Here is a 26935-nt window from a genome sequence, read left to right as displayed (position 1 = left end):
ACACCCCGCCCGGGGGCCGGCCGGCGGTGGTGGTCCGCCGGCCGGCCCGATCGGGTCGGGTCGGGTCAGGTCACCGGGCGTAGGCCTCGAACTCGTAGAGCGAGAAGCCGTACGAGGTGGCCCGCTTCACCCCGTACATCCGCAGGTAGCGGGCGGTGACCGGGGCGAAGGTCAGGTTGTCGACCCCGCCGTTGCCGGCGGTGGTGCTGAACACCGGCTGCCAGGTCGTGCCGTCCCCGGAGACCTCGATCCGGTACGCGCTGCCGTACGCGCTCTCCCAGCGCAGCACCACCCGGCCGACGGTGCGGGCGGCGCCCAGGTCGACCCGCAGCCACTGGTTGTCGTTGTAGCTGCTGCCCCACCGGCTGCCCAGGCTGCCGTCGACCGCCTTGTCCGGGGTGTAGCTGGTGAGGAACTGGGTGCTCGACGCGGTGGCGGACCGCCCCTGGGCCAGGTTGGTGACGTCGTCGCCCCGGCGCGCCGGGAAGGAGACGACCTGCTGGTAGGTGGGGCGGTTCTGCCAGGCGATGAGCGGGTGGGTGATGCCGCCGAGCCCGGACTGGGCGATGGTGTCGGCGCACCACTGGTCGCCGGCCCCGCAGTGCGAGTCGCCCGGGTAGACCGTGCTGGCCGGCAGCGCCGCGGCCTGGCCGAGAGCGCCGAGCAGGGCCTGCCGGCAGGCGCTCAGGCTGCCGTTGCCGCAGTAGGTGCGCCCGAGACCGCCGGCCACCGGGTCGCCGAGCACGGCCCGGATGTCCTTGTCGACGTAACCCCACCAGCCGTACTGGAACGCGGAGCCCTTGTGCGGCTGGCCCTGTGCCGCCCAGACGGCGGCGCCGTCGCGGCCCCCGTTCTGGCCGCCGGAGGGCGCCTCGTTGACCTCGATGGCGTCGACGAGGGCGGCGTAGAGGTCGCCGCCGAGGCCGGGGCGGAACTGCGCGGCGGCCAGCAGCGGCCACCAGGCGTCGAAGATCCGGATCGCGTCGGCGTGCTGGTACACCTTCGAGCCGGCGGCCGTCTCCACCCGCTTGGCGCCGGCCCGCTGCCAGGCCTGCAGCTTGGTGACCGCGTCGGCCAGGGTCGGGTCGGTGACCGGCTGACTGGTCAGCACCCGCAGCAGGTTGCCGAGCACCTCCTGACCGCGCAGGTCGGTGACGGCCGCGTCGGCCATGATCCGGACCACCCCGGCCCGGTCCAGCTTGCCCTGGGCGAGCGCCGCGCGTACCCGGCCGTCGAGCAGGTCGGCGCGGTGCACCGCGCCGTAGCTGAAGTTGCCGTCCGCGGCGCCGTAGTCCCGGGCCTGCTTGTTGTTCCAGCTGACGTAGTAGTCCTGGTTCACCGACTGCGGGTGGGCGCCGGTCGGGGTGTAGCTGGCGGTGTTCGTGTCCGGGTTCCAGCCCTGCCACTCGTAGGCCGCCTCGGCCCGGGTGGGCAGGTTCGGGTCGGCGCCGGCCGGGCGCACCGGGTTGCTGCCGGAGTTGTAGTACGCCGCCTCGGTGGAGTTGACGTAGAACCAGTTGAACGCGTAGCCGACGTTGGCGGCGGACTGCTGGAACGCCGCCGCGGAGCCCATCGCGGCCGGGTCGTTGTAGGCCTGGAAGCCGATCGCCGAGTCCGCCTCGTGCCGGTAGGTGGAGCGCAGCTTGGTGAAGGCGGTCGGCTGCCCGTTCACCGTGCCCCGGTAGGCCACCAGGCCGTATCGGGTGCGCAGCGCCCGCAGCGTGTACGAGCCGGCCGGGGTCGAGTCCGCCAGGGTGGGCGACCAGGAGTTGGTGTGCTCCAGCACCTCCATGGCCACGCACTGGCCGTGGTAGAGGTAGCGGTTGGACCGCAGCGTCGGGGCGCTGCCGTCGGTGGTGCACAGCGGCACCGCGTACGTGTCGGTGAGGTCCTGGCTGGCCGAGGTGGCGCTCCAGGCGTAGTCCTGGCCGCGGCCGAGCAGCACGTAGAGGTTCAGGCCGGCGAAGGCGGCGCCCCGGGCGCTGACGCCGGGGCCCTGCAACTCCTGGAGCATCAGCAGTTGCGGGGCGAAGTAGCCGGTCTGCGGGCCGAACACGGCGACCGGGTTGCCGCTGGTGGTGTGCCGTCCGGAGATCACCACGGCGTTGGACATGCCGTGCGCCTTCAGGCTGGCCAGCCCGCTGAGCAGCCCGTCGGTGCTGCCGCCGGTGCTCTTCGCGGCGGTGGCGCCGGCCGACCCGGTGCCGTTGTAGACCTGTGGTTCGGCCACCACGGTGCCGGCGTCCGGCAGCGCCGCACCGGGCGCGTTGTCGCTCGCGCCGCCGTACGGGAAGCTCTGTCCGTCGTGAAGGGTGAGCACGGTCTCCGGGTCGTTCTGCTGCCGGAACGCCCGCCAGACCTGGTCGCCCGTGGTGGCGCCGAACTTGGCGCGGGCGGCGATCCGGACCAGCGCGGACTGGATCTCCGATCCGCCGCCGCCACCGAACAGCCCGCCGACGACCCCGGCGGTGGCGATCAGGTCGGTCATCGTGAAGTGCGTCGGCTTGCCGTTGCCGGTCAGCACGTACTCGCCCGGGTAGTTGTCGTCGGCGATCGACTTGTCGATGTAGGCGTTGACGCCGGCGATGTAGTCGGTGACGTCGGTGTAGAGCTGCTGGCCCCGGGTGCCCTTCTGGCGCAGCGCGTCGGCCTGGGCCTGGAGGTCGGCCTCCGTGTAGGGGGAGTTGGCCCAGATGCTCTGCTCCAGGTCCCGGTTGCCGGGCGCGCCGCCGGCGAAGGAGGTGAGGGTGCCCCGGCCGGCGTGCCGGAGCAGGTCCATCACCCAGAGCCGGTCCTGGGCGCCGGCGTAGCCGGCCCCGAACATGGTGCCGGAGCGGGTGGTGCCGGTGACGTGCGGTACGCCGGTGGCCTTGTCCCGCACGATGGTGACGTCCGAGCGGGGCTGGATCCGGCTCTCCACCTGGGCGTCCGGCACGCCGAACGAGGCGTCGTTGTAGAACTGGGCGATCTGCTCGTCGGTCAGCCCGGCGTAGTTGTAGACCAGGTTCGCGTACTCGTCGAGCTGGTCGCTGGAGTGCGCGGGCCGGGTGCCGAGGGCCTGGTGGGCCAGGATCCCGGCGAGGGTGGCGTTGCCGTTCTCGCCCGGCGGCAGGATGTCGGCGCACTGGCCGAGGCAGTAGTCGTTGGGGGCGAAGGTGGTGGCGGCGAGGGCCGGTGACGGTGGGACGACCGTCAGGACGCTGGCCGCGGCGGTGAGGGCCGCGGTCAGCGCGGCGATCCGGGTGCGGGTGGTGGTGGGACGGGGCATGCGGATTCCTCCGGGGTGCGGAGTCGGGCCGATGGTCACGCCCGGCTGCCGCTGTGCCGACGTCTCGCCCTCCGCGCCCGGGCGTCATACCCGGAGGTGAGAGTGACTCATATCTACCTGCCGGTAATGATTGATCGAGTTCCATGCCTCGGGATAGGTGCTGTTCACCACGCGCCAATGCCGACCTATCGCCTGGATCGGGACGGGCGGTCATCGTCCGGCGAGGCGGGTCAGGCCGGGGGCGAGGCGATGTTGACCATCCAGCCGATGCCGAACCGGTCCACGCACATGCCGAACTCGTCGCCCCACATCTGCTTCTCCAGCGGCACCGTGACGGTGCCGCCCTCGGCGAGCCGCGCCCAGTAGCCGCGCAGCTCGTCGGCGTCGTCCCCGCTGAGGCTGATCGCGATGTTGGTGCCCGGCCGGTATTCCATCTCCGGCGGGGTGTCGGAGGCCATCAGGGTGAATCCCCGGTCGGTCTCCAGCATGGCGTGCATGACCTGGTCGGCCACCGCCGGCTCCGGGTTGCCGAACTCGCCGAACGTGCTCACGGCCAGGTTGCCGCCGAACACGTCCCGGTAGAACTCCATGGCCTGCCGCGCGTTGTCGCGGAAGCTGAGGTACGGGTTGAGCCGAGACGCCATGGTGCGACCCTCCTTCGTGGTGGACGAGGGTCATGGTCGCAGTCGGGTGTGCCGGCGGCAACGAAGCGTGACGGCGAGTCGCCCGGCGGACCGGGCGCGGTGGGACGGCGCCGTTGCCGCCCCACCGCTCTCCCCGCCGGTGCGGCGTCAGTGCTTCTGGAACGACTGCCGCACCACACCCCCCACCAGGGCGCACCAGGTGGTGGTGTTGACCTTGCCGTGGGCCGGCAGACCGTGCAGGCGCTGCAGGTCCTGGAGGGCCTTCTTGGTCACCCAGTCGTACTCGCCGGTGACCGCGACGTCGGCGTAACCCTTGGAGTTGAGCATGAACTGCACCGCGCTCACCGGGATGCCGGTGGCGTCCCGGTCCAGCTCCGGGGCGAGGGTCTCCCAGGTCGGCGCGGTGAGCGTCGCGTCGATGTCGACCGGGATGTTGTTCCTCGCCTGCCAGTCCTGCACCGCCGCGACGGTGGCCGCGTCGAAGACACCGGTCACCGGGACGGCGTAACCGCGGAAGGTGAGCAGGTACTGGGCGACCCGCACCACCGGGCCGCCGACGAACCGCCAGATGTCCGGCCAGCGGCGGGCCGGCACGTCGGCCAGGTCGGTGCCGAGCTCGGCGAAGACCCTGCGGCGCAGCGCCGGGAACTCCCGGTAGAACATCGCGCCCGGGCACTGGGTGGCCCGGAAGTCCCAGTGGCCGAAGATGTCGTGGGCGTGCAGCCCGTACTGCCGGCAGACCGCGGTGCAGAGCGTGACCAGCGAGTCGAGCAGCGCCTGCGGCGGCGTCTCGGTGACGTAGGTGCCCTCGTTCTCGATGCCGATGGCGCGGCCGTTCTCGCCGGGGCAGTGCGCCGAGATCATCTGCCGGTCGCCGGCCTGCAGCCGCTCCAGGCTGCCGTGCCGGCCCTCCAGCACGTGCCCGCCCCGGCTGACCGTGAAGTGCTGGCCGGTGTCGGACCAGCCGTTGCCGTCCATGTGCAGGTCCTGGCAGTCCCGCGCCAGCTGCTTGGCGTGCTCCTCGGAGTAGTCCGTGACGTTCGGGAACGCCATGTGGTGCACGATGATCTTGTTGGTGGCGATCGCGCTGATCGACAGCGGGTCGGCCGGCGGGCGGGCGCCCCACTCGTCGCAGCTGATGATCCAGTCGAGGTCCGCGCCCGGGTCGGCCTGCGCGGCGGCCGGGAAGGCGAGTTCGCTCCCGACGACCGCGACCGCGGCGGCGCCGAAGCCGGCCCGCAACAGGGTACGGCGATCCAGCTCGGGGTGGTCGAAGTGCATGTCAGCTCCTTTGTGGCCGGCCGGGCGGCCCACGACGGCACGCGGCAGGGGCGGCGGCCCGTCCCGGGGCGCCCTGAAAAGGACCTCCAGGAGTGGCGCGTGTTGTGGAGGATATTGCCAAGACGGTTCGAGGTCCAGAGGGTGCGCCGGATCGATGCGAACGGTGTGCAGTGGAGGGTCGACCCCGGGGCCGCTGCCCGGCCGCCCGGCCCGCCCCGGCCCTGAAGATTGCACTATGCAAATAATCTCGCCGGGCCCCGGTTTCCCCGCCCCCGGCCCGGGTAGCGACCTCTGTGACGCACCCCCCCGGTCAGGAGGCCCCCCCATGGCACGACCGCACGTCGTCATCGTCGGCGCGGGCTTCGCCGGCTTCCACGCCGCGCGCCGGCTGTCCCGCCTCGCCCGCGGCCGCGCCGACATCACCGTGGTGAACCCCACCGACTACTTCCTCTACCTGCCGCTGCTGCCCGAGGTGACCGGCGGCGTCCTGGACCCGCGGCACGTCGCGGCGCCGCTGGCCGGGGCGCTGCCCGGCGTCCGGCTGGTGCTGGGTGAGGTCGACGAACTCGACGTCGCACGCCGCCAGGTCGGCTACCGCAACCCCACCGGGCGACGCGACCGGCTGGGCTACGACCGCCTCGTGCTCGCCGCCGGCAGTGTCAACAAGCTGCTGCCGATCCCCGGCGTCGCCGACCACGCGCACGGCTTCCGCGGCATCCCGGAGGCGTTGTACCTGCGCGACCACCTGGTCCGTCAGCTCGAACTCGCCGACGCCACCGAGGACCGGGCGGAGCGGGCCGCCCGCTGCACCTTCGTGGTCGTCGGCGCCGGCTACACCGGCACCGAGGTCGCCGCTCAGGGGCAGCTGCTCACCGGTGACCTGGCCCGCCGCCACCCCCGGCTGGCCGACGTGCCGATCCGCTGGCTGCTGGTCGACACCGCCGACCAGGTGCTGCCCGGCATGCCGCCCCGGCTCTCCGGCACCGCCGCTCGGGTGCTTCGGGACCGCGGCGTCGAGGTCGTCCTCGGCGTCTCGGTGGCGGAGGCCACCGCCACCGGTGTCCGGCTCACCGACGGTCGCAACCTGGCCACCCGCTCGCTCATCTGGTGCGTCGGGGTACGCCCCGACCCCCTCGTCGAGGCCACCGGCCTGCCGCAGGAGCACGGCCGGCTGACGGTGGACGAGTACCTGGCCGTACCGGCCCACCCGGAGATCCTGGCCTGCGGCGACGCCGCCGCTGTGCCCGACCCGCAGCGCCCGGGCCACGCCACGCCGATGACCGCGCAGCACGCCGTACGTCAGGGCCGGCTCGCCGCCGACAACATCGCGGCCGACTACGGCACCGGCCGCCGGCGCCCGTACCGGCACCGGGACCTCGGCTTCGTGGTCGACCTGGGCGGCTGGCAGGCGGCCGCCGCGCCGCTGCACGTACCCCTGTCCGGGGTCCTCGCCCGCGCGGTGACCCGCGGCTACCACCTGGCCGCGCTCCCCGCCGGCCGCGCCCGGGTGGCCACCGACTGGCTGCTCAACGCGCTGGGCTCCCGCCCGGCCGTCAGCCTCGACCTGGTACCCGCGGCGGCCGTGCCGCTGGAGACCGGCGCCCCGGAGACCGTCCGAACCGGAGAGGAGGCGCGGTGCGCGCCCTGACCGTCGTCCCCCAGCACGCCGACACCGCCGCCCTGACCGACCTGCCCGACCCCCGCCCCGACGACGGGGAACTGCTGGTCGAGGGGATCGCGGTGGGCATCTGCGGCACCGATCGGGAGATCGTCCAGGGCCGGTACGGCTGGCCGCCGCCCGGCCACGACCGGCTGGTGCTCGGCCACGAGTCCCTCGGCCGGGTCCGTCACGCCCCGCCCGGTGGCGACTTCACCGCGGGGGACCTGGTGGTCGGCGTGGTCCGCCGGCCCGACCCGGTGCCCTGTGGGGCGTGCGCCAGGGGCGAGTTCGACATGTGCCGCAACGGCCGCTACACCGAACGCGGCATCAAGGAACTGCCCGGCTACGGCAGCGAACTGTGGACCGTCGAAACCGACTACGCGGTCCGGCTCGACCCGAAGCTGGAGCGGGTCGGCATGCTGATGGAACCCGCCAGCGTGGTCGCCAAGGCCTGGGAGCAGGTCGACCGCGTCGGTGCCCGTTCCTGGTACGAGCCGCGCACCGCGCTGGTCACCGGCGCCGGGCCGATCGGCCTCCTGGCCGCCCTGCTCGGCGTGCAGCGGGGCCTCGACGTGCACGTGCTCGACCTGGCCGACGACGGACCGAAGCCGGCCGCGGTGTCCGCGCTCGGCGCGACCTACCACAGCCGGCCCGTCGCCGAGGTCACCGACAAGCTCCACCCCGACGTCGTCATCGAGGCCACCGGCGTCGGCCGGGTGGTCGTCGACGCGATGGGCGGCACCGCGGCGTACGGGATCGTCTGCCTGACCGGCGTGTCCCCGGGTGGCCGGACCATCCCGGTGGACGCGGGCGCCACCAACCGGGAGCTCGTCCTGGAGAACGACGTGGTGGTCGGCTCGGTGAACGCGAACCTGCGGCACTACGCGGTCGCCGCCGACGCCCTGGCCGCCGCCGACCCGGACTGGCTGGCCGGCCTGATCACCCGCCGGGTACCGCTCGGCCGCTTCGCCGAGGCACTCACCGCCCGGCCGGACGACATCAAGGTCGTGCTCACCCTCGACTGAGAGGAGGGCGGGATGCCCCGCCGGATCGAGGACTACGCGCTGATCGGCGACCTGCACACGGCCGCGCTGGTGGCCCGGGACGGGTCGATCGACTGGCTCTGCCTACCCCGGTTCGATTCGCCCGCCTGCTTCGCCGCCCTGCTCGACGACGACGAGGCGGGGTGCTGGCGGTTGGCCCCGGCCGCCGGCGGTCCGGCCACCCGCCGCCGCTACCGCGACGGCACCCTGCTGCTGGAGTCCGAGTGGGACACCCCGGACGGCAGCGTCCGAGTGGTGGACCTGATGCCGCCGCGCGACCAGGCGACCCAGGTGATCCGGATCGTCGAAGGGCTGTCCGGACGGGTGCCGATGCGGATGGAGTTGCGGCTGCGCTTCGACTACGGCCACGTGGTGCCGTGGGTCCGCCGGCACGGCCGGGACCTCGGCGCGATCGCGGGGCCGGACGCGGCCTGGCTGAGCACCGAGGTGCCGCTGCACGGCGCGGACCGGTCCGGGCCGTCGGGCGGGCCGGACCGGTCCACCGTGGCCGACTTCACGGTGGCGGCGGGGGAGCGGGTGCCGTTCGTGCTCACCTGGCAACTGTCCCACCTGCCCCGGCCCACTCCGGTCGATCCCGAGACCGCGCTCGCCGACACCGAGCGGTACTGGCGGACCTGGATCGCCCGGTGCGACTACGACGGGCGCTGGCCGGACGCGGTGCGCCGGGCGCTGATCACCCTTAAGGCGCTCACCTACGCCCCGACGGGAGGCATCCTCGCGGCGGGCACCACCTCGTTGCCCGAGCAGTTGGGTGGCCCGCGCAACTGGGACTACCGGTACTGCTGGCTGCGCGACGCCACGTTCGCCCTGCAGGCCCTGCTCGGCACGGGCTACGTCGCCGAGGCCAGGGCGTGGCGGGAGTGGCTGCTGCGGGCCGTCGCCGGCGACCCCGCCGACCTGCAGATCATGTACGCCCTGGACGGCACCCGCCGGATTCCCGAGCTGACCCTCGACTGGCTCGACGGGTACGCCGGCTCCCGGCCGGTGCGGATCGGCAACGCCGCCGCCGACCAGTTGCAACTGGACGTGTGGGGCGAGGTGCTCGACGGACTGCAGCTCAGCCGCGAGGCCGGTATCGCCGCCACCGAGGAGGCGTGGGACCTGCAGCGCGCCCTGCTGGACTTCCTGGAGGGCAACTGGCGCCGGCCCGACAACGGCCTCTGGGAGGTCCGCGGACCCCGGCGGCACTTCGTCCACTCCAAGGTGATGGCCTGGGCCGGGTTCGACCGGGCGGTGACCGCCGTCGAACGGTACGGCCTGAACGGGCCGGTGGACCGGTGGCGAGCCCAGCGGGACGCCGTGCACGCCGAGGTCTGCGCCCGCGGCTTCGACCCGGACCGGAACACCTTCACCCAGTTCTACGGCTCGCGCGGGCTGGATGCCGCGTTGCTGCTCATTCCCCGGGTGGGCTTCCTGCCGTGGTCCGACCCGCGGGTGGTCGGCACGGTGGCCGCGATTCGCCGCGAGCTCTGCGTCGACGGCTTCCTGCTCCGTTACCGGCCCGAGCGCGACGGAAACGTCGACGGCCTGCCCGGCGGCGAGGGCGCCTTCCTCGCCTGCACCTTCTGGCTGGTCGACGCCCTGCACAACACCGGCCGTGCCGGTGCGGCGGAGGAGCTCTTCACCCGACTGCTCGACCTCCGCAACGACGTCGGCCTGCTCAGCGAGGAGTACGACCCGGTGGCCGGCCGGCAGCTCGGCAACACGCCGCAGGCGTTCAGCCTGGTCGGGCTGGTCAACTCGGCACGCCAGCTCAGCGGGGCCAGCACCCGCACCTCGGCGTCCCGCGCGGAGCAGCGTACGCCGGCCGGGCGGGCGTAGCGTCGCACGGGCTGGCCGGTGCGGGCGGGGCCACCGTCCCGGAACCGGCCGGTCCGACGGGTGAGCGCGCCGCCGGGCACCGCGGGGGGTGTCAGCCGTGGGCCGGGTCGTGGTGGGGGTGGGTCAGCCCTTCGGCGATGCCCTCGATCGTCTGGACCAGGTAGTCGAAGTCGGGCACCGCGACCCGCTCCGCGCGCTCGTGCAGGTTCGCGGTGGTGACCGTGTCGTCGATCCGGGCCACCTCGTGTCGTCCGTCGCGTTCCATGACTGCCTCCCTCAGGCTGGCGACCCTGCGGTGACAGCGCCGTCAAGCCGCTCGGTGCACAGACCAATCATTGCACCGTGCAACCTCTTTCGCCAGGATGACGGTCAGGCGTCGACGGACGCCTCCTCGTCCCGCGCGGCGAAGCCCAGCCACCACTCCTGCTCGGGCACCTCGCCCGCGGCGGCGGCGAACGCGGCGAGCGCCTCGGTCACCGCCGGCTGCCAGCAGTCCGCCGTGGCCGCGACGATCCGGGACAGTTCCTCCCGCCGGCGCCGGATCACCTCCGCCACGAGCCGCTGCCCGGCCGGGGTGAGGCGTAGCCGGACCACCCTCCGGTCGGCGGTGGAGCGGGTGCGGCGGATCAGGCCCTTGCGGATGAGCCGGTCACACATCCGGGTCCCGGTCGACGGGGCGACCTGCAACTCCGCCGAGACGTCCGCCGCGCGCTGCGGGCCCCGGGTCGCCAGCACGACCAGCGCCCGGAACTGCGGCAGGGTGACGTCGGCGTCCAGGTCGGCGAGGGACCGGGCGGCCAGCCCGACGAAGGCCCGGCTGGCGGCCATCAGCGCCTCGACGGCCCGCTCGGCGTCCGGAGCAGGTGGTGGCATGTCGACCATCATCGCAGTCCGGTGGCGGTCGCAGGCGTGAAGGCCCGCGGAACGGGTAGGCGCGCCGCCGGGAGGCGGGCGCCTCCGGGATCGAGGGGACCATGGGTGCCGCCGTCGCCGTCGCGCTGGTCGTCGTCGCCGCGATCATCGTGCTGGTGCTGTCGTTGAGCGTCCGGCTGGTGCAGCAGTACCAGCGCGGCGTGGTGTTCCGCTTCGGCCGGGTGCTGGACCGCATCCGGCAGCCCGGCTTCCAGCTGATCATCCCGGTCGCCGACCGGATGGTCCGGGTGAGCATGCAGACGACCGTGATCGGGGTGCCCGCGCAGGGCGTCATCACCCGCGACAACGTCACCCTCACCGTCGACGCGGTGGTCTACTACCGGGTGGTCGATCCGGTGAAGGTGCTGGTCAACGTCCGCGACTATTCCTCGGCGGTGCTCCAGGTGGCGCAGACCGCGCTGCGCTCGGTGGTCGGCAAGGCCGACCTGGACACCCTGCTGCGCGACCGGGACCGGATCAACGCCGAGCTGAAGGCGGTCATCGACGCGCCCACCGAGAAGCCCTGGGGCCTGCTCATCGAGCGGGTCGAGGTGAAGGACGTGGCGCTGCCCGAGGGGATGAAGCGGTCGATGTCCCGCCAGGCCGAGGCGGAACGGGAACGCCGGGCCCGGGTGATCGCCGCCGACGGCGAGTTCCAGGCGTCCCGGCGGCTCGCCGACGCCTCCCGGGCGATGGCGAACACGCCCGGGGCGTACCAGCTGCGGCTGCTGCAGACCGTGGTGGACGTCGCCGCGGAGAAGAACAGCACGCTCGTCATGCCGTTCCCGGTCGAGCTGCTGAAGTTCTTCAACGCGTTCACGGAGGGGGTCGGTGGGCGGGCGGCACCGGTCGGGCCGGGGCGGACGGAGCAGGGGCCGACGCTGGGCCCGACCACCGAGACCGTGCCCGCCACCGAGGGGGACGGGCACCGGCCCGAGCGTTGACGGGGCGGCGTATATACCGTCCGTCTGTATATCCTGTGCGCCATGGTCGACAGTCCACTCCGGGAACCCACCTTCCTGGTCCTCACCGCGCTGGCCGAGACACCCCAGCACGGCTACGCCGTCATCGAGGACGTGCTGCGCATCTCCGACGGCCGGGTCCGGTTGCGTGCCGGCACCCTCTACGCCGTCCTGGACCGGCTCCGCGCCGACGGCCTCATCGAGGTCGACCGGGAGGAGATCGTCCAGTCCCGACTGCGGCGCTACTACCGGCTCACCGCGCTCGGCGCGACCCGGCTCGCGGCCGAGGCCGACCGGCTGCGCCGGCACGCCGACGCCGCCGGTGCGCGGCTGCGTCGCGCCCGCCTGCTCCCCGGGGGAGGGGCGGCGTGAGCGCGGACCGGCTCGAACGCCGCTACCGCCGGCTGCTCGCCTGCTACCCCTGGGAACACCGGCGGACGTACGAGGAGGAGATGCTCGCCGTGCTGCTGGCCGGCGCCCGTCCCGGCCAGACCCGCCCCGACCTCGCCGACGTGGCCAACCTGATCGGCGGCGGCCTGCGGGCCCGGCTGCGGGTCGCCGCCCGGGGCCGCACCGAGCCGGCCTGGGTCGACGCCGCGGCCGTCACCGGCGTGCTGGTGGCGCTGGTCCTCTGCGCCGCCGCCGTCAAGGGCCTGCTCGACCAGGCCCTGCCGGCGCCGTCGCTGCCCCCGCCGTACCGGCCGGCCGGGCCGGACCCGGTGGACTGGCTGCGGGTCGCCGGCTGGGCGGCCGTCGCGCTCGCCGCGCTGGTCGGGCTGCGCCGGCTCGCCGCCGGACTGGCCTGGGCCGGGGTCGCCGGATGGCTGGTGCTGGTCGGGCCGGCCGTGGCCGACCAGCAGACGTACGTGGTGGACACCCTGCCCCAGTTCGCGCTCGCCCTCGTGACGGCCGCCGCGCTCACCGTCCCCGCCCCACCCCGCCGGGCGGTGGCGGTGCTCGGCCCGGCCCGCCTGGTGGCGCTGGTGCTCGCGCCCCTGTCGGTGACGGCCCTGCTCGAACTGAACCGGGTCAACCGGCCGGGCTTCACCGAGAGCACCGGGACGGGCTCGTTCGTGCGTCTGTCGGCGGACGTCGACCTGGAGGCCGGCACCTCGGCGGTGCTGTGGCTCTACGTCGCCGGGCTCGCCGCCGCCGGACTGGCCGTCCTGGCCGTCCTGGCCACGCTCGCCCCGCCGGTGCGCCGGCGGGTCGCCGTCCTGCTCAGCCCGGTGGCCGCGCTGGCCCTGGTGATCGAGAACGCGCTGTCCGGCTGGATGACCTCGACCGCGCACATGGGACACCTGATCCCGCTGGTGCCGGCACAGTGGGCGGTGCTGGTGCTGGCGCCCCTGGTGACCTTCCTGGCCGGGGTGCTGCTGGTCCGCCGCCGGGAGGAGACCCTGCGGATGATCGAACTCGGGCGGGCCGTCGACCGGGAACGGCCGGCACCGTAGCCACCGCCGGTGGCCCCGCCGGTCAGACCGGGGCTACCGGCGCCGGCTCGCCCGCCTGCGCCGGCACACTCACCGGCGCCGCCGGCTTCGGCAGGGTGAAGACGAACCGGGCCCCCTCGGCGTACCCGTCGTCCAGGCGCAGCGTGCCGCCGTGGTACTCGACGATCTTCTTGCAGATCGCCAGCCCGATCCCGGTGCCGTCGTACGTGCCCCGGGGGTGCAGCCGCTGGAAGATCAGGAAGATCTTGTCGGCGTACCGCGGCTCGATGCCGATGCCGTTGTCGGCCACCGCGAACGTCCAGCCGGCCTCCTCCTCGGCCACCTCCACCCGGATCCGGGGCACCCGGCCGGGGCGGCGGAACTTCACCGCGTTGCCGAGCAGGTTCTGCCACAGCATGGTCAGCAGGGTGGGATCGCCGCGCACCACCGGCAGCGGACCCGTGACCACCACCGCCGCGCCCGCCTCGGCGATCGGCCCGGACAGGTTCGACTCCGCCTGCGCCAGCAGCTCGGCCAGGTCCACCTCCCGGTCGTCGCTGTACACCCGGCCGATCCGGGAGAACGCCAGCAGGTCGTTGATCAGGTTCTGCATGCGGGTCGCCCCGTCCACCGCGTACCCGATGTACTGGCGGGCCCGATCGTCGAGCTGCTCGCCGTAGCGGCGCTGGAGCATCTGGCAGAACGACGCCACCTTGCGCAGCGGCTCCTGCAGATCGTGCGAGGCCACGTAGGCGAACTGCTCCAGGTCCTCGTTGGACCGGCGCAGCTCCGCGGCCTGCTCCTCCAGCGCGTCCCGGTGCCGCCGGCTGGTCTTCAACGCGTCGACCACGCGCTGCCGCATGGTCTCCACGTCCGCGGTGAGCCGGGCGATGTCGGCCGGCCCGTCGGCGGTGAGCTGGTGGTCGAAGTCGCCGCCGGCGACCCGGCGCACCGAGGCGCCCAGCCCGCTCAGCGGACGCAGTACGGTCACCCGGACCAGCGCCGCGATGACCACGCTGGACAGCAGCAGCGCCGCCAGGATCGACACGAAGAGCAGGTCACGCAGGGCCCGGGCATCGTCCAGGTCGGCCCGCCCGGCCGCCTGCACCCGGTCCAACCGGGCCTCCAGCGCGGTCAACGCCCGGCGGGCCACCTCGAAGGCCAGCCCGCTCCGCTCCACCACCGGGGCCAGCTCCACCGCCGTCGCGCCGCCCTGCCGGGCGGCGATCAGCCGGGTGGGGAAGTCGGTCCGCCAGCGGTCGGCCAGCGCGAGCGCCGCGTCCAGGTCCCGGCGCGCCTCCGGCTCGTCCGCGAGCAGCGCGCGGACCCGCTGCGCGGTCACCCGCTCCTCGGCCACCCCCTGCTCGTAGGGGCCGAGCAGCGCCGGGTTGCCGGTGATGACGTACCCGCGCACGGCCGCCACCTGCTCCAGCAGGCCGCTCTCCAGCCGGCTCACCGCAGTGCGGGCCGGCGAGATCCGGTCGGCCAACCGGTTGGAGACCGCGGCCGTGTGCGCGAGCGCCGCCGCACCCACCCCGCCGCCGGCGAGCACCAGGACGGTCATGGCGAGCATCATCACGCTCAGCCGCCGGCTGGTCGTCATCGGCGACCGTCGACGTTCGGGGGCGGCGCCGGCCGCCGTCACTGCGCTGCTCACGGCAGCACCCTAACCGAGCGTCCGGCGGCTCGCGGCGAGCGTCGTTCAGCCGAGCAGGTCGCCGGTGGGCAGCGGCAGCCCCGGCAACAACGGCGACAGCGTCGGCAACGGCAACGGCAGGCCGGGCAGCGGCAGCCCGGGCAGCGGCGGTCCGCTGCCGCCGCCCGACGGCGACGAGGAGGGCGAGGCCGAGGCGGCCGGCCCGGGTCGCCGGGGCGAGGGGGAGGGCGCGGGCCGGGCGTCGGACGGCGCGGTGGTCGGCGAGACCGACCGGGCCGCCGGGGTGGCGGCGCTGGGCCGGGGCGCCGGCGGCGGGGCCGCGGCGGCGGCGAGGTCCCGGGCGAGCGCGTCCAGCTCGGCGCGCAGCCGGGCGACGGCCGCCGGGTCGGTGACGTCGGCGAGTTCCCGCCCGGCCCGGTCGGCCCGCTCACGGGCCTCGTCGAGACGCCCTGCGGCCAGCGCGGCCCGGGCCTGGGCGATCAGCGTCTCCACGTCGCGCGCCTCGGCCTGCTGCGGGTACAGCACCCGGGTCAGCGACCACAACGGGCTGCCCGGCTCGGCCGTCCGGCTGCCCACCCCGAGCCCGCCGGCCAAGGCGAGCAGGGCGACCGCGGCGGCCGCCAGGCGTACCGCCCGGCGCCGGCGGGACGGCAACGGCGTCACCGTCGCGCCGGGCGCCTCCGGCGGGGTGACCGCGGGGTCCGGCGCGGCCGGGCGCAACGCCGGCGCGCCCTCGGCGACGTCGGCGTGCCAGGCGGCCAGCAGCGCGGCGAGGTCGTCGCCGGCCGGGGCCGGCTCACCGCGCCCGAGGGCGTTGAGGAGCAGGTCGTCGCGGGCGAGGACGTCCAGGTCCATCGCCTCGTCACCACCGCTCCGCCCGCTCATGCCGCCACCTCGTCCAGGGCACCCTCGGCCAGGGTACGGAGCCGGGCCAGCGCCCGGGACTGGGTCATCCGGACGGCGGCGGCGGTCATCCCGACGATGGTGCCCACCTCGTCGGCGGAGAGGCCCACCGCCACGCGCAGCAGGATGATCTCCCGCTGGACCTCGGGCAGCCGCCCCAGCAGCGCCGACAGCCGCCGGGCCAGGTCGGTGGAGACGGCCTGCTGCTCCGGTCCGGGGGCCGCGTCGGGCCGGTCCAGGGGCGCGCCGGTGGGGCTGACCGTGGCGTCCCGGACCGCGGCGCGGTGCGCGTCGGCGACCTTGTGCGCCGCGATGCCGTACACAAAGGCGGCGAAGGGCACCCCCTGCTCCCGGTAGCGGGGCAGCGCGCGCAGCACCGCCACGCACACCTCCTGGGCGACGTCGTCGGCGGTGGTGTACGCGCCGCCGACCCGGCCCAGCCGGGCCCGGCAGTACCGGACCAGCCCGGGGCGCACGTCGGTGAGCAGCGCCTCGGTCGCCGCCGGGTCGCCGGCGGCGGCCCGGCGGACGAGCTCTGACTCGATCGGTGAAGTCATGGGTTCGCGAGACACCCTCAATGCCGGCCGGTTTCCGGCACGCTATCGACACCCGGGCGGTTTTGCCTAGCTCGCCGACCGTCCGAGTCGCGTCACCCAAAGTAGTTGTTGCGCCCGGTCGCCGCCGCCCGATGTTCCCGGTGAGAGACGGAGGGAGGGGCGATGGGCGTCGAAGTGGCGGTCCGCGGGCTCACCAAGTCCTTCAACGGGCATCCGGTGTGGTCGGACATCAGCCTGACCCTGCCCGCCGGGGAGATCTCCGTCTTGTTGGGACCGTCCGGCACCGGCAAGTCGGTGTTCCTCAAGACCCTGGTCGGGCTGCTCCGGCCCGACCGCGGTTCGGTCCTCATCGCCGGGAAGGACCTGCCCCGGCTCTCCGAGCGGGAGCTGTACGAGGTACGCAAGCTCTTCGGTGTGCTGTTCCAGGACGGCGCCCTGTTCGGCTCGATGACCATCTACGACAACGTGGCGTTCCCGCTGCGTGAGCACACCCGCCGGACCGAGGCCGAGATCCGGGCCGTGGTCACCGAGAAGCTGGACATGGTCGGCCTCGTCGGCGCCGAGCAGAAACTGCCCGGGGAGATCTCCGGCGGGATGCGCAAGCGGGCCGGCCTGGCCCGGGCCCTGGTGCTCGACCCCCAGATCATCCTCTTCGACGAGCCGGACTCCGGGCTCGACCCGGTCCGCACCGCCTACCTCAACCAGCTCATCATCGACCTCAACCAGCGCACCGAGGCGACCTTCCTGATCGTCACCCACGACATCAACACCGCCCGGACGGTGCCCGACAACATCGGCCTGATCTACCACGGCCACCTCGCCATGTTCGGCCCCCGGGAGATGCTGCTCTCCAGCACCGAACCCGTGGTCCGGCAGTTCCTCAACGCCCAGCGGATCGGCCCAATCGGGATGGCCGAGGAGAAGGACGCGGAGGAGCTGGCCGCCGAGGCGCAGGCCGGGGTGGAACTCCCGCCGCTGCCGCCCATCCCGCCGCAGCTGCCCCCGTCAAACGGGCAGCCCCGGCGGGCCGAACGCCCGCCCGGGCAGTGGTGCCGCGAGCACGGCGTCGCCCCGCCGCCCGGCTCCTTCGACGACCGGTGGGACGACGACCGGTCCACCGTCGAGCTGCCGGAGGTGGTCTCGTGAGCGCGCCCGTGGCCGCCCTGCGGGCCTCCGGCGAGTTCGTCGCGTTCTGCCTGGACACCCTGCGCGGGCTGGTCCGGCGGCCGGTGCAGGTGCGCGAGTTCGTGCAGCAGGCGTGGTTCATCAGCTCGGTGTCGATCCTGCCCGCCGCGCTGGTGTCGATCCCGTTCGGCGCGGTCATCGCGCTGCAGCTCGGCTCGCTGGTCCGCCAGCTCGGCGCGCAGTCGTTCACCGGCGCCGCGTCGGTGCTCGCCGTGGTCCGGGAGGCCGGGCCGATCGTCACCGCGCTGATCATCGCCGGCGCCGGCGGCTCGGCCATCTGCGCCGACCTGGGCGCCCGGAAGATCCGCGAGGAACTGGACGCCATGCAGGTGCTCGGCATCGACCCGATCCAGCGCCTCGTGGTGCCCCGGGTGCTCGCCGCGATGCTGGTCGCCGTGCTGCTCAACGGGCTGGTCAGCGTCGTCGGGGTGACCGGCGGCTACGCGTTCAACGTGATCCTGCAGGGCGGCACCCCCGGGGCGTACGTGGCCAGCTTCCAGGCCCTCGGGCAGCTGCCCGACCTGCTGGTGGGGGAGGTGAAGGCGCTGCTGTTCGGGGCCGCCGCCGCGCTGGTCGCCAGCTACCAGGGAATGACCGCCAAGGGCGGGCCGAAGGGCGTCGGCGACGCGGTCAACCGCAGCGTGGTCATCACCTTCATGTTGCTGTTCGCGCTGAACTTCGTGGTCACGGCCGTGTACTTCCAGGTCGTCCCGCAGAAGGGGAGCTGACATGACCGTGCTGCGCCACCTCGACGACCTCGGCGGCCAGCTCGCCTTCCATCTGCGCGCCCTGGCCTGGGCTCCGCGCACCCTGCGCCGCTACCGGCGCGAAGTGCTCCGGCTGCTCGCCGAGGTCAGCTTCGGCACCGGCGCCCTCGCGGTGTTCGGCGGCACCGTCGGCGTCATCTGCTTCCTCACCTTCTTCACCGGCACCGAGGTCGGCCTCCAGGGCTACCAGGCGCTCGACCAGCTCGGCAGCAGCGCGTTCAGCGGCTTCATCTCCGCGTACTTCAACACCCGGGAGATCTCCCCGCTGGTGGCCGCGCTGGCCCTCTCCGCCACCGTGGGCTGCGGGTTCACCGCCCAGCTCGGCGCCATGCGCATCGCCGAGGAAGTGGACGCCCTGGAGGTGATGGGCGTGCCGTCGCTGCCGTTCCTGGTCACCACCCGGATGATCGCCGGCTTCATCGCGGTCGTCCCGCTGTACGTGCTCGGCCTGCTCGCCAGCTACCTGGCCACCCGCACCATCGCGGTGGGCTACTACGGACAGTCCGCCGGCACCTACGACTACTACTTCCACCTCTTCCTGCCCCCCGGCGACGTGCTCTGGTCCTTCGCCAAGGTGCTGGTCTTCAGCGTCATCGTCGTGCTGGTGCACTGCTGGTACGGCTACACCGCGCAGGGTGGCCCGGCCGCCGTCGGCGTCGCCGTCGGGCGGGCCGTCCGCACCGCCATCGTCGCGGTCAACGTCGTCGACTTCTTCCTGTCGCTGGCCATCTGGGGCGCCACCACCACCGTCCGGATCGCGGGGTGACGGCCATGCGACACCGGGTCCTCGGCATCCTCTTCGTCGCCGTGCTCGCCGCGGCGCTGACCGCCTCCGTGCTCCAGTACCGCCACGCGTTCACCCCGGTCGACCGGGTGACGCTGCACGCCGAGCGAGCCGGCCTGCAACTCCTCGACGGGGCCGACGTCAAGGTGCGCGGCGTCGTGGTCGGCGACGTCCGCTCGGTACGCAGCGACGGCCGGGGCGCGGTCATCGGGCTCGCCCTCGACCCGGCCACCACCGACCGGATCCCCGCCGACGTGACGGCCCGGCTGCTGCCCAAGACCCTCTTCGGCGAGCGGTACGTGGAACTCGTCGCGCCGCCGGCCAGCACCGCCGGGCCGATCCGCGACGGCGCGGTCATCACCCAGGACCGCAGCCGCACCGCCGTGGAACTGGAACGGGTGCTCGACCAGGCGCTCCCGCTGCTGCAGGCCATCCGCCCCGACCAGCTCGCCGCCACGCTCGGCGCGATCGCCACCGCCCTGGACGGCCGCGGTGACCGCCTCGGCGCGAACCTCACCCGGCTCGACGCGTACCTGCGGCAGCTCAATCCGGAACTGCCGACGATCAGCGAGGACGTGCGCCGCCTCGCCACCGTGCTGGACGGCTACGACGCCGCGCTGCCCGACCTGCTGGCCCTGCTACGCGACGTCACCGTCACCGCGGCAACGGTCGCCGACCAGCGCACCCAGCTCGCCGCGTTCCTCGCCGACACCACCGACACCGCCGACACCACCCGGGGCTTCCTCGACCGGCACGGGGACCAGTTGATCCGGCTCGGCCAGGTCAGCCGCCCGGTGCTGGAACTGCTCGCCACGTACGCCCCGGAGTACCCGTGCCTGGTGCGCGGGCTGGTCGAGCTGCAACCCCGGGTGGAGGAGGTGTTCGCCGGTGGCCGGATGCACGTCACCCTGGAGGTGACCCGCGACGGCGGCCGGTACGAGCGGGGCCGCGACGAGCCGGCCTACGCCGCCCACGACGGGCCGGACTGCCGGGGTCTGCCGCGCCCGCGGGTGCCCGCGCCGCAGGTGCCGGTCGCCGACGGCTACGACTACGGCGGCACCCGTACCCCCGCGCCCCTGCCGGTCGGGCTGCCGGCCGCCGCGGCCGCGTCCACCCCGGCGATGGGGCGGGCCGGCACCGGCGAGGAACGGGCGCTGGTCAAACCCCTGGTCGGTGGCCTGACCGGGACGCCACCGGCGGAGGTGCCGGACATCGCGGTGCTGCTCTGGGGCCCGCTGCTGCGTGGAGCGGTGGTGAACGCCCGATGACCGGCCGGACCACCCCCGCGCTGGTGAAGCTGATGCTCTTCGCCGCGGTCACCCTGCTCTCCACCGGGCTGCTCGCGCAGACCCTCGGCGCGTTCCCGCCGGACGGGGTCACCTACCGGGCCCGGTTCACCGACGTGACCGGGCTGCTCCCCGGCGACGACGTACGCGTCGCCGGGGTCCGGGTCGGCAAGGTCGCCGACATCGCCGTGGTCGACGACACCGTCGCCGAGGTCGCGTTCACCGTGGACCGGGACGTGCCGGTCGCCGTCGGGGTGCGCGCCGCCGTCCGCTACCGCAACCTCGTCGGGCAGCGCTACCTCGCGCTCACCGAGGGGCCGGGGGACCGCCGGCCGCTGCCCGCCGGCGGGCTCATCCCGCTCGACCGGACGAAGCCGGCACTCGACCTGACCGTGCTGTTCAACGGCTTCCGGCCGCTGTTCACCGCGCTCGACCCGGACGACGTCAACACCCTCGCGTACGAGATCATCCAGGTGCTGCAGGGCGAGGGCGGCACCGTCGCCAGCCTGCTGCGGCGCACCGCGTCGCTGACCACCACCCTGGCCGACCGGGACGCCGTGATCGGCCGGGTGGTGACCAACCTCAACGCCGTCCTGGCCACCCTGGCCGACCACGACCGGGAGCTGGACACCAGCATCACCGAGCTACAGCAGTTCGTCTCCGGGCTCGCCGCCGACCGCACCGCGATCGGCGCGGCACTGGCCAGCCTCGGCGAGCTCACCGACACCACCGCCGGCCTGCTGCACGACACCCGGGCGCCGCTCGCCGCCGACGTGCGCGCCCTCGACGAGCTGGCCGGCACCCTCGACCGCAACTCCGCCGTCATCGACGGCACCCTGGGCCGGCTGCCGCAACGGTACGAGCAGCTGACCCGGGTCGCCTCCTACGGCTCCTGGTTCAACTTCTACCTCTGCGACTTCGACGGCCGGGTGACCGTGCCCGGCCACCCGCCGCTGACCCCGGCCGGGGTGAGCGCCCCCGCCGCCCGCTGCGCCACCGGAGGTGCCCGGTGAAGCCGTTCCGCGACCGCAACCCCGCCCTCGTCGGCGCGGTCGGGCTGGCCGTGCTCGTCGGCGTGCTGCTCGGCGCCTTCCAGCTCGACCGGATCGCCGCGCTCACCGGGCGCGCGTACGCCGCCGCGTTCCACGACGCCAGCGGGCTGGCCACCGGCAACGAGGTCCGGGTCGCCGGGGTCCGGGTCGGCGTGGTCACCGGCGTCGACCTGGCCCACGACCCCGGACCGTACGTGCGGGTCCGGTTCCGGGTCGACGACGACGGGGTACGCCTCGGCCGGGACACCGGCGCCACCATCCGGATCAAGACGGTGCTCGGCCAGAAGTACCTGGCGCTCACCCCGGCCGGGCCGGGCACGCTGGACGAGCACGGGCAGATCCCGCTCGACCGCACCGCCGCCCCGTTCGACGTGGTGCAGGCCGTCTCCGGACTGGCCGACACCCTCGACCGGGTCGACACCGACCAGCTCGCGCGGGCGTTCAGCACCCTGTCGCAGACCTTCGCCGACACCCCGGCCAGCGTGGGCACCTCGCTGACCGGGCTGTCCCGGCTGTCCCGCACCGTGGCCTCCCGCGACGCCGAGCTGCGGACGCTGGTCGCCCGGGCCCGGAGCGTCACCGGGGTCCTCGCCGAGCGCGACGAGGAGTTCCGGCGGCTGGTCACCGACGGGGAGAAGCTGCTTGCCGAGGTCAGCCGGCGCCGCGACGCCATCCACCAGCTCCTCGTCGGCACCGACCAGCTCGCCACCGAACTGTCCGGGTTGGTCGCCGACAACCGGGCCCGGCTGGCACCGGCCCTGGGCAAGCTGCGCGATGTGGTCGCCGTGCTGCAACGCAACCGCGACGAGCTGGAGCAGACCATCCGGCGGATGGGGCCGTTCGTCACCACCTTCGCCAACGTGGTCGGCAACGGCCGCTGGTTCGACTCCTACGTCGACGGTCTGCTCCAGCCGTACCTGCCCACCACCAGAGGAGGACGCTGATGCCCGGCCGGATGCACCGCTGGCGCCGGCCCCTCGCGGCGGCCACCGTCCTGCTCAGCGCCGTCGCCGTCGGGGCGGTCGGGTGGCGGCACGAGGCGCCGCAGCGGCGGGTCGTCGCCTACTTCACCCGCGCGGTCGGGGTGTACCCCGGCTCGGACGTCCGGGTGCTCGGCGTCCGCGTCGGCGAGGTGACCGCGGTGATCCCGCAGGGCGCCGCCGTCCGCGTCGAGATGCGTTACGACCCGGCGCTGCGGGTGCCCGCCGACGCCCAGGCGCTGATCGTCCCGCCCAGCGTGGTCAGCGACCGGTACGTCCAGCTCGCCCCTGCCTACGCGGGCGGGCCGGCGCTTCCCGACCGGGCGGAGATCCCGGTCGCCCGGACGGTCGCCCCGATGGAGATCGACGACATCTACGCCGCGCTCGACGAGTTCAACCGCACCCTCGGCCCGGAGGGCGCCAACGCCGACGGCGCGTTGTCCGACCTGGTCGCCACCGGCCGGGCCAACCTGGAGGGCAACGGCGCCAACCTGCACGACACCCTCGACGGCCTGTCCCGCGCGCTGACCACCCTGTCCGACGGGCGGGGCGACCTGTTCGGCACGGTCGCCAACCTGCAACGCTTCACCACCACCCTGGCCCGCAGCGACCAGCAGGTACGCCAGTTCCAGCGGCGGCTCGCCGACGTGGCCGGGCAGCTGGCGGGGGAGAAGGAGGAACTGGCCGCCGCGCTGCGCGACCTGGCCGTCGCGCTGGCCCAGGTCACCACCTTCGTCCGGGACAACCGCACCGCGCTCACCTCGAACGTCACCGCGCTGACCGACATCACCCGGATCCTGGTCCGCCAGCAGCAGGCCGTCATCCAGATCCTCGACGTGGCGCCGCTCGCGGTGAGCAACCTCAACCTCGCGTACAACCCGCGCTCGGGCACCCTCGACACCCGCGACAACGCGCTCGGGCCGTACGACCCGGCCACCTTCGCGTGCTCGCTGCTGGTGTCGCAGCTCCCGGCGGCCGAGGTGCCGGCCATCTGCACCGCCCTCGCGCAGACCCTGCGCGCCAAGGGCCTTCCCCTCACCGACCAGCTGCGCAAGCTGCTCAAGCTGCCGCCCGGCGCCCCGGCGGCCGGCGGGTCCCCACCGGGTTCCATCAGCTCCCCCGGTGCGCCGACCGCCGACGAGGCGCCGGGCGGCTCCACCCTCACCAGCGACCCGACCCTGGGCGGCATCCTGCGAGGGCCGGCATGAGCGGGCGTCAGCGAGCGAATCGTCCGGCGCCGCGCGGTGGCGGCCTGATGGCCCGGTTGCCGCGCCTGCTGGCCGCCGCGCTCGCCGTGGCGCTGCTGCCCGCCGGTTGCGGCCTGCCCGAGGTCGCGGACCTCCCGCTGCCCGGCGGCCGGCCGGCCGGGGACGGCTACACCGTCGACGCGGAGTTCGCCGACGTGCTCGACCTGGTGCCGCGCGCCGCCGTGAAGGTCGACGACGTCACGGTCGGCACGGTCGAGAAGATCTCGCTGTCCGGCTGGCACGCCCGGGTCCGGCTGCGCATCGACCGCGCCGTGCGGCTGCCCGCGAACGCCACCGCGGCCGTGCGCCAGAGCAGCCTGCTCGGCGAGAAGTACGTGACGGTGGCCCCGCCACCCACCGGGGCGGCGCGCGGCCGGCTCGCCGACGGCGACCTCATCCCGCTGTCCCGCACCACCCGCGGCGCCGAGGTCGAGGAGGTCCTCGCCGCGCTCGGCCTGCTGCTCAACGGTGGCGGCCTGGCCCAGCTGCGGACCATCAACGCCGAACTCGGCGCGGCCCTCGCCGGTCGGGAGGCGGACCTGCGGGACACCCTCACCCAGCTGGACACCTTCGTCGGCGGGCTGGACCGGCAGAAGGCCGACATCGTGCGCGCCATCGACGCGCTCGACCGGCTCACCGGCCGGCTCGCCCGGCAACGGCAGGTGGTCGGGGACGCGCTGGACTCCCTCGGGCCGGGCCTGACCGTGCTTGCCCGGCAACGCGCCCAGCTCACCCGGGCGCTGACCGCCCTCGGTCAGCTCGGCACGGTCGGGACCCGGGTGGTCGAGCGCAGTCGGGCGGACACCGTGGCCAGCGTGCGGGCGCTGCAACCGATCCTGGAACAGCTCGCCCGGGCCGGTGACGACCTGCCGAAGTCGCTGGACTTCATGCTGTCGTACCCGTTCCCGCCGAACGTCACCGGTGCGATCGTCGGCGACTTCGTCAACCTCTCCATCACGGCGGACCTGGACGCCGCGACCATTCTGGCCAACCTGGTGGCGGCCCCGCCGCCTCCGGCGGCCCGCGCCGCCCCCCGGACGGCGGCCCCGGCCACGCCCCGCAGGCCGTCCGCCCCGACCGCCCCCGGCGCCCGCCCCGGCCGCGGCGGCGTCCTGCCCGAGCTGCCGCTCAACTGCCTGCCGGACCTCACCCACTTCCCGGCCACCTGGACCCCGCCGAAGGAGTGCGGGCTGCCGGAGGGCTGCCGGCTGCTCAGACCGGGCTCGACCGTGCCGCTCGGCGGGCTGCTGCTGCCCAAGGGCCTGGTGCCGCCGGGCACCGCGTTCCCCGCCGGCACGGAGCTGCCGGACGGCACCGTGCTCACCGCCGACTGCGTGCTCCCGATCACCGGGGCCGTCACCGGTCAGCTCGGCGGCCTCACCGACATGTTGGGCGGAGGGCTGATCCCGTGATCGGACGTAGCGTGAAGCTCCAGCTGCTCGCCTTCGTGCTGGTGAGCCTCCTCGGCATCGGCTACGTCGGGATCCGCTACGTCGGCCTCGGTGACCGCCTGCTCGGCGCGAACTACGTCCTGCACGTCGACCTGACCCGAGCCGGCGGCCTCTTCGCCAACGCGCCGGTCACCTACCGCGGAGTGCCGGTCGGCCGGGTCACCGCGGTCACCCTGCACGCCGACGGCGTCCGCGCCGACCTGCGCATCGAGCGGGGCGTACGGGTGCCCGACGCGCTGCGGGCCGTGGTCAGCCAACGCTCCGCCGTCGGCGAGCAGTACCTCGACCTGCGTCCCGACCGGGACGGTGGGCCGTACCTCGCCCCCGGCGCGGTGATCCCCGCGGACCGAACCGGGCTGCCGCTCGCCCCGGAGACCCTGCTGACCAACCTGGACGCCCTGGTCCGCTCGGTCGGCCCGGACGATCTGAGCGTGCTGATCAGCGAGCTGGGCACCGCGTTCGAGGGCAACGAGCAGGCCCTCGCCCGGATCCTCGACTCCGGCGACGCGCTGCTCAGCGAGGCCGACAGCCGGCTGCCCGAGACGCTCGCCCTGATCCGCGACGCGCGTACCGTGCTCACCACCCAGGCGGAGTCCACCGAGGCGCTGCGCCGCTGGTCGGCCGGGCTGGCGCAGCTCGCCGCCACGCTCCGCGCCGCCGACCCGGACCTGCGCCGGCTGCTCGCCGACGGGCCGCCCGCCGGCGCCGAACTGCGGGCGCTGTTGCGCGGGCTGGAACCCGACGTCGGCACCCTGCTCGGCAACCTGGTCACGGTCAACGGCATCGCCGCCCGCCGGCTGCCCGGCATCGAGCAGCTGCTGGTGGTCTACCCGATCGCGGTGGCCGGAGGCTTCACCGTCACCCCCGGCGACGGCACCGCCCACCTCGGACTCGTGGTCAACGTCGGCAACCCACCGTCCTGCGTCTACTCCGGCGGGGACACCCGGTGTGGTGCGCGCGACCGGGCCGCCGGGGCGAGCGTCCGGGGCGCCGGCAACGCGCCCCGACCCTCCGGCGCCGACCCGGCGCCACCCGCCGCCGACGAGCAGACCACCCCGGGGTACGACCCCGCGACCGGCCTGGTGCTCGGCTCCGACGGCCGGCCGCTGCAGTTCGGCGGCACCGGCGGGCAGTACCGCACGGCCGGTGACCAGTCCTGGAAACAGCTGTTGCTCGCCGGCCTGACCCCGTGACCGGCCTACCGGAGGAGGTGGCGGTGCCCAGCCGCAGGAACACCACGCTGAAAGTCATCAAGGGCGCGAAGCCCGGTGGCCCGAACCCGCCGCGCCGCCGACTGGTCACCCGGGCCGTCTTCCGCCCGGTCGAGCCGATCGAGCAGGTGCTGGAGCGCCTCGACCGGGAGCCGGTGGAGGATCCGCTGGAGGGCGGCGACCTGACCGTCGTCGGCGACCCGGCCGAGGTCGAGGACCTGCCCGACCCCGGCTCGCCGCCCGACCCCGGCTCGCCGCCCGACCCCGGCCCGCCGGCCGACCCCGGTTCGCCGGCCGCTTCCGCCCGCCCGCGTACCGGCCGGGCCGGCACCGCCCTGCTCGCCGTGCTGCTCGCCGCCGCCCTGGCCGGCGCCGGCGTCTTCGGCCAGCGCTGGTACGCCGACCGGGCCACCGACCGGGCGCACCGGGAAGCGGTCGCCGCCGCCCGGCAGGCCGCCGTCAACTTCGTCTCGGTCAGCGCCGCCAGCGTCGACCGCGACCTGCAACGCGTGACGGCCGCCGCCACCGGCGACTTCAAGGACGAGTTCAGCCGGGGCCAGGCGCAGGTCCGCGCCGCGGTGGTGGCGAACAAGGTGCGGTCGCAGGGCAGCGTGCTCCGCGCCGGCCTGGTCTCCGGCGACCGTCGGCACGCGGTGGTGCTGGTCGCCGTCGACGCCACCGTGCGGAACGTGAAGGCGCCCGACGGCCGCCCGTCGCACTACCGCATCCAGCTCGACCTGGTCCGTGACCGGGACTCGGGGCAGTGGCTGGTGTCCAAACTCCAGTTCGTCGGCTGACCCGGAGGAGAAG

The 26935-nt window shown here is 74.4% G+C and carries 24 protein-coding genes; 16 read left to right on the top strand and 8 right to left on the bottom strand.

All coding sequences use genetic code 11. The features are described from left to right. Positions 1-70: 70 nt before the first annotated feature. The 3 genes from ACIBPB_RS13960 to ACIBPB_RS13950 form a co-directional block, all read right to left on the bottom strand. On the bottom strand, positions 71-3268 hold the full coding sequence (locus ACIBPB_RS13960) for a penicillin acylase family protein (RefSeq protein WP_396839964.1): 3198 nt from the start codon (positions 3266-3268) through the stop codon (positions 71-73). Positions 3269-3498: 230 nt separating this feature from the next. Beyond that, positions 3499-3912: a VOC family protein gene (locus tag ACIBPB_RS13955; RefSeq protein ID WP_357321652.1), complete on the bottom strand. Its 414-nt coding sequence runs from the start codon at positions 3910-3912 to the stop codon at positions 3499-3501. A gap of 147 nt (positions 3913-4059) precedes the next feature. Further along, positions 4060-5193 carry an N-acetylmuramoyl-L-alanine amidase gene (locus ACIBPB_RS13950; protein ID WP_357321655.1) on the bottom strand — a complete coding sequence of 378 codons (1134 nt, stop codon included), beginning with the start codon at positions 5191-5193 and terminating at the stop codon, positions 4060-4062. Between the two features lie 325 nt (positions 5194-5518). On the opposite strand from ACIBPB_RS13950, the gene ACIBPB_RS13945 reads away from it, so the two are divergent. The 3 genes from ACIBPB_RS13945 to ACIBPB_RS13935 are packed head-to-tail and all read left to right on the top strand — an operon-like array spanning position 5519 to position 9738. After that, on the top strand, positions 5519-6841 hold the full coding sequence (locus ACIBPB_RS13945) for an NAD(P)/FAD-dependent oxidoreductase (RefSeq protein ID WP_396839962.1): 1323 nt from the start codon (positions 5519-5521) through the stop codon (positions 6839-6841). Beyond that, complete coding sequence (locus tag ACIBPB_RS13940; RefSeq protein ID WP_396839961.1) at positions 6829-7878, top strand: glucose 1-dehydrogenase; 1050 nt, start codon at positions 6829-6831, stop codon at positions 7876-7878. Before ACIBPB_RS13945 ends, ACIBPB_RS13940 begins: the two co-directional genes overlap by 13 nt. Before the next feature lie 12 nt (positions 7879-7890). Then, a complete protein-coding gene (locus ACIBPB_RS13935; RefSeq protein ID WP_396839960.1) occupies positions 7891-9738 on the top strand; it encodes a glycoside hydrolase family 15 protein in 1848 nt (615 codons plus the stop codon). Between the two features lie 91 nt (positions 9739-9829). Here the strand turns inward: ACIBPB_RS13935 and ACIBPB_RS13930 are convergent, their stop codons facing one another. Together ACIBPB_RS13930 and ACIBPB_RS13925 are read right to left on the bottom strand one after the other, a co-directional pair. Next, positions 9830-10003 carry a hypothetical protein gene (locus ACIBPB_RS13930; RefSeq protein ID WP_396839959.1) on the bottom strand — a complete coding sequence of 58 codons (174 nt, stop codon included), beginning with the start codon at positions 10001-10003 and terminating at the stop codon, positions 9830-9832. Positions 10004-10107: 104 nt separating this feature from the next. Continuing rightward, positions 10108-10611 carry a MarR family winged helix-turn-helix transcriptional regulator gene (locus ACIBPB_RS13925; protein WP_396839958.1) on the bottom strand — a complete coding sequence of 168 codons (504 nt, stop codon included), beginning with the start codon at positions 10609-10611 and terminating at the stop codon, positions 10108-10110. Positions 10612-10712: 101 nt separating this feature from the next. Between ACIBPB_RS13925 and ACIBPB_RS13920 the strand changes: the two genes are divergently transcribed. The 3 genes from ACIBPB_RS13920 to ACIBPB_RS13910 are packed head-to-tail and all read left to right on the top strand — an operon-like array spanning position 10713 to position 13066. After that, a complete protein-coding gene (locus ACIBPB_RS13920) occupies positions 10713-11594 on the top strand; it encodes an SPFH domain-containing protein (RefSeq protein ID WP_396839957.1) in 882 nt (293 codons plus the stop codon). Between the two features lie 42 nt (positions 11595-11636). Next, a complete protein-coding gene (locus ACIBPB_RS13915) occupies positions 11637-11984 on the top strand; it encodes a PadR family transcriptional regulator (RefSeq protein WP_396839956.1) in 348 nt (115 codons plus the stop codon). Next, positions 11981-13066, top strand: a complete 1086-nt coding sequence (locus ACIBPB_RS13910; protein WP_396839955.1) for a hypothetical protein — start codon at positions 11981-11983, stop codon at positions 13064-13066. Before ACIBPB_RS13915 ends, ACIBPB_RS13910 begins: the two co-directional genes overlap by 4 nt. 22 nt (positions 13067-13088) lie before the next feature. Here ACIBPB_RS13910 and ACIBPB_RS13905 read toward each other — a convergent pair whose 3' ends face one another. Genes ACIBPB_RS13905 through shbA form a run of 3 tightly spaced genes read right to left on the bottom strand, consistent with a single transcriptional unit; the run spans position 13089 to position 16162 of the window. Beyond that, on the bottom strand, positions 13089-14702 hold the full coding sequence (locus ACIBPB_RS13905) for an ATP-binding protein (protein WP_396839954.1): 1614 nt from the start codon (positions 14700-14702) through the stop codon (positions 13089-13091). Positions 14703-14747: 45 nt separating this feature from the next. Continuing rightward, positions 14748-15587, bottom strand: a complete 840-nt coding sequence (locus ACIBPB_RS13900; RefSeq protein ID WP_396839953.1) for a hypothetical protein — start codon at positions 15585-15587, stop codon at positions 14748-14750. After that, positions 15584-16162 carry an RNA polymerase sigma factor ShbA gene (gene shbA / locus ACIBPB_RS13895; RefSeq protein ID WP_396839951.1) on the bottom strand — a complete coding sequence of 193 codons (579 nt, stop codon included), beginning with the start codon at positions 16160-16162 and terminating at the stop codon, positions 15584-15586. Before shbA ends, ACIBPB_RS13900 begins: the two co-directional genes overlap by 4 nt. A gap of 162 nt (positions 16163-16324) precedes the next feature. Between shbA and ACIBPB_RS13890 the strand changes: the two genes are divergently transcribed. From ACIBPB_RS13890 to ACIBPB_RS13845, 10 genes are read left to right on the top strand one after another with little or no spacing between them, the layout of a single operon-like run. Further along, a complete protein-coding gene (locus tag ACIBPB_RS13890) occupies positions 16325-17308 on the top strand; it encodes an ABC transporter ATP-binding protein (RefSeq protein ID WP_396839950.1) in 984 nt (327 codons plus the stop codon). Beyond that, positions 17305-18075: an MlaE family ABC transporter permease gene (locus tag ACIBPB_RS13885; RefSeq protein WP_396839949.1), complete on the top strand. Its 771-nt coding sequence runs from the start codon at positions 17305-17307 to the stop codon at positions 18073-18075. Before ACIBPB_RS13890 ends, ACIBPB_RS13885 begins: the two co-directional genes overlap by 4 nt. 1 nt (position 18076) lies before the next feature. Further along, entirely contained in the window at positions 18077-18880 is an 804-nt protein-coding gene (locus tag ACIBPB_RS13880; protein WP_357321698.1) for an ABC transporter permease, read from the top strand. A gap of 5 nt (positions 18881-18885) precedes the next feature. Further along, positions 18886-20166, top strand: a complete 1281-nt coding sequence (locus ACIBPB_RS13875; RefSeq protein WP_396839948.1) for an MCE family protein — start codon at positions 18886-18888, stop codon at positions 20164-20166. Next, positions 20163-21197: an MCE family protein gene (locus tag ACIBPB_RS13870; RefSeq protein WP_396839947.1), complete on the top strand. Its 1035-nt coding sequence runs from the start codon at positions 20163-20165 to the stop codon at positions 21195-21197. Before ACIBPB_RS13875 ends, ACIBPB_RS13870 begins: the two co-directional genes overlap by 4 nt. Continuing rightward, entirely contained in the window at positions 21194-22180 is a 987-nt protein-coding gene (locus tag ACIBPB_RS13865) for an MCE family protein (protein WP_396839946.1), read from the top strand. Before ACIBPB_RS13870 ends, ACIBPB_RS13865 begins: the two co-directional genes overlap by 4 nt. Continuing rightward, complete coding sequence (locus ACIBPB_RS13860) at positions 22180-23424, top strand: MCE family protein (RefSeq protein WP_396839945.1); 1245 nt, start codon at positions 22180-22182, stop codon at positions 23422-23424. The genes ACIBPB_RS13865 and ACIBPB_RS13860 overlap by 1 nt, the downstream gene beginning before the upstream one ends. Before the next feature lie 47 nt (positions 23425-23471). Further along, positions 23472-24875, top strand: a complete 1404-nt coding sequence (locus tag ACIBPB_RS13855) for an MCE family protein (protein ID WP_396839944.1) — start codon at positions 23472-23474, stop codon at positions 24873-24875. Then, positions 24872-26107 carry an MCE family protein gene (locus ACIBPB_RS13850; RefSeq protein WP_396839943.1) on the top strand — a complete coding sequence of 412 codons (1236 nt, stop codon included), beginning with the start codon at positions 24872-24874 and terminating at the stop codon, positions 26105-26107. Before ACIBPB_RS13855 ends, ACIBPB_RS13850 begins: the two co-directional genes overlap by 4 nt. Before the next feature lie 23 nt (positions 26108-26130). Further along, the gene (locus tag ACIBPB_RS13845; RefSeq protein ID WP_396839942.1) at positions 26131-26922 is read left to right on the top strand and encodes a hypothetical protein; all 792 of its coding nucleotides are present in this window, start codon (positions 26131-26133) and stop codon (positions 26920-26922) included. Positions 26923-26935 lie beyond the last annotated feature (13 nt).

The organism is Micromonospora sp. NPDC049836 (genome assembly GCF_044465125.1).
Lineage (GTDB): Bacteria > Actinomycetota > Actinomycetes > Mycobacteriales > Micromonosporaceae > Micromonospora.
Note: the sequence above shows the minus strand (reverse complement) of the source record. Positions and strands in the feature narration are given on the sequence as shown.

What these genes read in the sequence shown, in the direction of transcription:
- ACIBPB_RS13920 (WP_396839957.1), top strand. Translation starts at nt 10,713, where the DNA reads ATGGGTGCCGCCGTCGCCGTCGCGCTGGTCGTCGTCGCCGCGATCATC.
- ACIBPB_RS13890 (WP_396839950.1), top strand. Translation starts at nt 16,325, where the DNA reads ATGGGCGTCGAAGTGGCGGTCCGCGGGCTCACCAAGTCCTTCAACGGG.
- ACIBPB_RS13930 (WP_396839959.1), bottom strand. Translation starts at nt 10,003, where the DNA reads ATGGAACGCGACGGACGACACGAGGTGGCCCGGATCGACGACACGGTC.
- ACIBPB_RS13950 (WP_357321655.1), bottom strand. Translation starts at nt 5,193, where the DNA reads ATGCACTTCGACCACCCCGAGCTGGATCGCCGTACCCTGTTGCGGGCC.
- ACIBPB_RS13860 (WP_396839945.1), top strand. Translation starts at nt 22,180, where the DNA reads ATGCCCGGCCGGATGCACCGCTGGCGCCGGCCCCTCGCGGCGGCCACC.
- ACIBPB_RS13945 (WP_396839962.1), top strand. Translation starts at nt 5,519, where the DNA reads ATGGCACGACCGCACGTCGTCATCGTCGGCGCGGGCTTCGCCGGCTTC.
- ACIBPB_RS13880 (WP_357321698.1), top strand. Translation starts at nt 18,077, where the DNA reads ATGACCGTGCTGCGCCACCTCGACGACCTCGGCGGCCAGCTCGCCTTC.
- ACIBPB_RS13900 (WP_396839953.1), bottom strand. Translation starts at nt 15,587, where the DNA reads ATGAGCGGGCGGAGCGGTGGTGACGAGGCGATGGACCTGGACGTCCTC.
- ACIBPB_RS13875 (WP_396839948.1), top strand. Translation starts at nt 18,886, where the DNA reads ATGCGACACCGGGTCCTCGGCATCCTCTTCGTCGCCGTGCTCGCCGCG.
- ACIBPB_RS13870 (WP_396839947.1), top strand. Translation starts at nt 20,163, where the DNA reads ATGACCGGCCGGACCACCCCCGCGCTGGTGAAGCTGATGCTCTTCGCC.
- ACIBPB_RS13935 (WP_396839960.1), top strand. Translation starts at nt 7,891, where the DNA reads ATGCCCCGCCGGATCGAGGACTACGCGCTGATCGGCGACCTGCACACG.
- ACIBPB_RS13855 (WP_396839944.1), top strand. Translation starts at nt 23,472, where the DNA reads ATGGCCCGGTTGCCGCGCCTGCTGGCCGCCGCGCTCGCCGTGGCGCTG.
- shbA (WP_396839951.1), bottom strand. Translation starts at nt 16,162, where the DNA reads ATGACTTCACCGATCGAGTCAGAGCTCGTCCGCCGGGCCGCCGCCGGC.
- ACIBPB_RS13955 (WP_357321652.1), bottom strand. Translation starts at nt 3,912, where the DNA reads ATGGCGTCTCGGCTCAACCCGTACCTCAGCTTCCGCGACAACGCGCGG.
- ACIBPB_RS13960 (WP_396839964.1), bottom strand. Translation starts at nt 3,268, where the DNA reads ATGCCCCGTCCCACCACCACCCGCACCCGGATCGCCGCGCTGACCGCG.
- ACIBPB_RS13915 (WP_396839956.1), top strand. Translation starts at nt 11,637, where the DNA reads ATGGTCGACAGTCCACTCCGGGAACCCACCTTCCTGGTCCTCACCGCG.
- ACIBPB_RS13925 (WP_396839958.1), bottom strand. Translation starts at nt 10,611, where the DNA reads ATGCCACCACCTGCTCCGGACGCCGAGCGGGCCGTCGAGGCGCTGATG.